Origin of the sequence: Bacillus cereus group sp. N6 (assembly GCF_016483705.1) — a bacterium.
In the GTDB taxonomy this organism is placed as follows: domain Bacteria; phylum Bacillota; class Bacilli; order Bacillales; family Bacillaceae_G; genus Bacillus_A; species Bacillus_A wiedmannii.
In genome coordinates this window covers 1-3,912 of record NZ_JAEHBI010000117.1, presented here as the reverse complement: position 1 = coordinate 3,912, position 3,912 = coordinate 1, and the positions used below count along the sequence as shown (strand labels likewise).

Sequence of the window (3,912 nt, the reverse complement as noted above, 5' to 3'; positions counted from 1 at the left end):
ACCAAAATCAAAACACGTCAAAGAGAAGGAATTGATTTAGCTAAAAAACAAGGAAAACACCTTGGTAGACCAAAAGCAGAAATTACACTTGCATTTATCACTGCATATGACATTTGGAAAACTGGGACCATTACAGCAGTGGAAGCAATGGAGAAAGCGAATGTACCCAAAACTACGTTTTATCGACTGGTTCAAAAATATGAAGCTCAACTAGCAAAATAACCGATAGATGAGAAAAAATATCCTGTTTGTACTTGGCATAGATATTCTATTGGGTTATCTTAGCATCGGGATATTTGTTGCATGTATTGTTTGTTATCTCGCATGTAGAGAATAACTTTCTCAATACCAATATATATCATTTCTTGTAAAATAAAGATGCTAATGCTTATACTAGCTTTTTATAACTTTCTCCTAACCACCACAGGCCCCTACTTGTGGTGGTTATCTTCCTATCAAAAGAAAATAACAAACAAAAGTATATTTTCACGTTTTTAACATGGTAGGAACCGCAAATTACATCCCTATTTTTTGTGATTTTGTTACTAACGGTATTACGATACTATGAACTTTACTACTGCGAATGCAATTCTCATCCTAATTTCTCCCTCGTAATTGGTCCCTCTATTTTTTATCTTTGCTTCATCATACACGTAATAACGAGTTTTGAAATATGTATTTTTGCATATTTCAGTTTCGATTATGTCGATAAAACCAATATATATTAAAGTAATGGTTTTATCAACCAACTGTATACCAACCTATTTGAAAAACACCCTTCAGGTTGATCAGTAAACGTTTTTAATTTATATGCAATAGAAAAAAACATATGAACGAATTAAAATGAATACACGACCCTATCATCGCTCTTAAAATGATTGAAGGTAATTTTGTATCATAAAAATTTAAAAATCCACCTTTTCTCCTTCAAAAAAGATAAAATAAAGGTATTTTCTAATAAAAGAGAATTGCATTTTAGGTATAACTCCTGTAAGGTAAGCGCATACCATACAAAACATACATCCAGGAGTGTGATACGCAATGAAACTAATTTTAAAAACAAGTATAGCCATAACGTTGTTCTCTCTTTCTCTCATGGGATGTCAGTCACTACAAACACATCCGAAACAAACATCTTCATTAACCGAACAACAAGTTATGGCAGATGCTTGGTATCAAACGGCTGGAGAAGTCAAAGCGCTCTATCATCAAGGATATAATATAGGAAAGATGAAATTAGACGCGGCACTTGCCAAAGGTACCAAGAAAAAACCTGCCATCGTTTTAGATCTAGATGAAACCGTCGTGGATAATAGTCCGTATCAAGCCATGACAGTAAAAGAGAAGAAAGGGTTTCCTTATAAATGGGAAGAATGGATTCAACAAGCGAAAGCAGAAGCCCTCCCTGGCGCAGTTTCCTTTTTACAATATGCAAATGAAAAAGGTGTATCGATCTACTACATTTCCAATCGCAAACAAAATCAGTTAGACGCCACTTTACAAAACTTACAGAAACTGAATATCCCACAAGCTGATAAAGAGCATGTTTTATTGCAAGGACAAGAGGAAAAAGGGAAAGAAGAACGAAGAAAGAAAGTTGCGACAGAACATGATATTGTTCTATTCTTTGGAGATAATTTATCTGATTTTACTGGGTTTGATGAGAAACCTGTACAAGATAGAAATCAAGCGGTCGAAGAGATGCATGAAGCATTTGGAGAAAAGTTTATTGTATTCCCAAATCCGATGTATGGCGATTGGGAATCCGCTTTATATCAATACGACTTCAAAAAATCAGATACTGAAAAAGACAAACTCCGTAAAGATGCATTGCATGTATTCGAAGTTGTGAAATAACGGAACCCAAAGAGTAGTAAAAAAGACGTGTCTAAAAACATTGTCTTGCATCCTATAAGTAATTGGTATAAAAAACCAATTAATCAGTTATCCTAATAGAAAGAGGGTAGGCTGTACAATCTATCTTTGCAGTGAAAAGGAAACAATGAATTTGTTTCCTTTTTGTTTTATTCATATACTTTTATGAAAAGGACTGTTGATGTATGTATTACGCAACTTTGATAAAGGGGGCATCTTATTATGTCTTTGGTCAACGTTTTCTGTTAAACAAAGAATGTAAGATTACAAAACAGGAATATCAATATCTACGAAAAAACGATTGGTTTCAGGTACGTAAAGAAGACGCAATTCCTCTTTTTTCTCAAGATATAGAAAAACAGGAGAGAATCCCTTAAAGGCTTAGTGACAGGGTAGCTACTCTAGTCCGCAGGACTTTTCCCATTAAAAGTAAATAAAAGGATGAATGCTATGATGTAACTGTAATTTCTGTGGCATTCTCTTTTTTAAATTGCCTCTTCGCTCTGATTAATGTACTTTTGGAAATTCCCATCTTTTCCTCCACTTCTTTATAAGAATGATTATGTAAAAGAAATAAAGCATGTTCTATTTGTTTCTTATTATATTTCTTTGGTCGCCCTTCTTTAAAATTAGGATTTAGCTTTGCAATTGCTTTTCCTTCTTGGGGTCACCATACATGCCCATCAACTTAAGAATCTTTACTACCCCCAAGTGTAAAAAAACGTTATTCTTTCTAAAAAGCTAAATAGAAAGGATGACGTTTTTATGACTCTTTCGACTCAAGATGAATTACAACTATTTTCTGAAGAACTGTGCCGTTATTTAACCCCTTCTCTCTTAGAAGAGCTCGCAAAAGAATTAGGTTTTGTAAAAAGAAAACGAAAATTTTCAGGGAATGAATTAGCTACCATTTGTATCTGGGTAAGTCAACGTACAGCGAGTGATTCCCTCGTTCGATTATGTAGCCAATTACACGCAGCCACGGGCACTTTTATGAGTCCGGAAGGACTCAATAAGCGCTTTGATAGGAAAGCTGTTGAATTTTTGAAATATATTTTTTCTGCATTGTGGAAAAGTAAACTTTGTGAAACATCTACCATTTCAAGTGCGGCGTTCACGTATTTTCAACGAATTCGTATTTTAGATGCGACGATTTTCCAAGTACCAAAACATTTATCCCATGTATATCCTGGATCAGGTGGGTGTGCACAAACAGCGGGTATAAAGATTCAATTAGAATATGACCTGCACAGCGGACAGTTTCTAAACTTCCAGGTAGGGCCAGGGAAAAATAATGACAAAACATTTGGTACGGAGTGCTTAGTTACCTTACGACCAGGAGATTTATGTATTCGCGATTTAGGTTATTTTTCATTGGAAGACTTAGATCAAATGGATCAACGTGATGTGTACTATATTTCAAGACTGAAGTTAAACCATACGGTGTATATGAAAAATCCGTTTCCAGAATACTTTCGAAATGGGACAGTAAAAAAGCAGTCACAGTATATCCAAGTTGATTTAGAGTGCATTATGAACACGTTAAAATCAGGACAAACATATGAAATGAAGGAAGTGTATATTGGAAAGGAACAAAAACTATTTACACGAGTAGTTATCTATCGATTAACGGAAAAACAATTGCAGGAACGTAGAACAAAACAAAGCTATACCGAAAGTAAAAAAGGGATTACATATTCAGAAAAAAGCAAACGATTAACTGGTATAAACATATATGTTACGAATACTCCTTGGGAGATTGTTCCAATGGAACAAATACATGATTTTTACTCCCTACGCTGGCAAATAGAAATCATCTTTAAAACGTGGAAATCTTTATTTCAAATTCATCACTGGCAAAATATCAAACAAGAGCGTTTAGAATGCCATGTGTATGGAAAGCTCATTGCGATTTTTTTATGTTCCTCTACGATGTTTAAAATGCGTCAACTTCTGTTGCAAAATAAAAAAAGAGAGCTAAGTGAATTTAAAGCAATTGGGATGATTCAAGATCATCTATCTCTGTTATACCAAGCG

The 3,912-nt window shown here is 34.5% G+C and carries 3 protein-coding genes and 2 pseudogenes; 4 read left to right on the top strand and 1 reads right to left on the bottom strand.

What is annotated here, in order from left to right; all coding sequences use genetic code 11:
- From JDS99_RS30045 to JDS99_RS30035, 3 genes and pseudogenes are all read left to right on the top strand, one after another.
- A pseudogene (locus JDS99_RS30045) lies at positions 1-222 on the top strand (recombinase family protein); the annotation flags it as partial.
- Positions 223-1,041: 819 nt separating this feature from the next.
- Positions 1,042-1,857 (top strand): 5'-nucleotidase, lipoprotein e(P4) family, encoded by an 816-nt coding sequence (locus JDS99_RS30040; protein WP_199696391.1) that lies wholly within the window; start codon positions 1,042-1,044, stop codon positions 1,855-1,857.
- Between the two features lie 203 nt (positions 1,858-2,060).
- Positions 2,061-2,252: a YqbF domain-containing protein gene (locus tag JDS99_RS30035; RefSeq protein WP_199696390.1), complete on the top strand. Its 192-nt coding sequence runs from the start codon at positions 2,061-2,063 to the stop codon at positions 2,250-2,252.
- 71 nt (positions 2,253-2,323) lie between these two features.
- Here the strand turns inward: JDS99_RS30035 and JDS99_RS30030 are convergent.
- A pseudogene (locus JDS99_RS30030) lies at positions 2,324-2,539 on the bottom strand (recombinase family protein); the annotation flags it as partial.
- A 101-nt stretch (positions 2,540-2,640) separates the two neighbouring features.
- Between JDS99_RS30030 and JDS99_RS30025 the strand changes: the two are divergent.
- The coding region (locus JDS99_RS30025; RefSeq protein WP_199696389.1) for an IS4 family transposase at positions 2,641-3,912 on the top strand (1,272 nt) is incomplete at its 3' end.

Excerpts from the sequence above, each read along its gene's own strand:
- JDS99_RS30040 (WP_199696391.1), top strand. The coding sequence starts at position 1,042 with ATGAAACTAATTTTAAAAACAAGTATAGCCATAACGTTGTTCTCTCTT.
- JDS99_RS30035 (WP_199696390.1), top strand. The coding sequence starts at position 2,061 with ATGTATTACGCAACTTTGATAAAGGGGGCATCTTATTATGTCTTTGGT.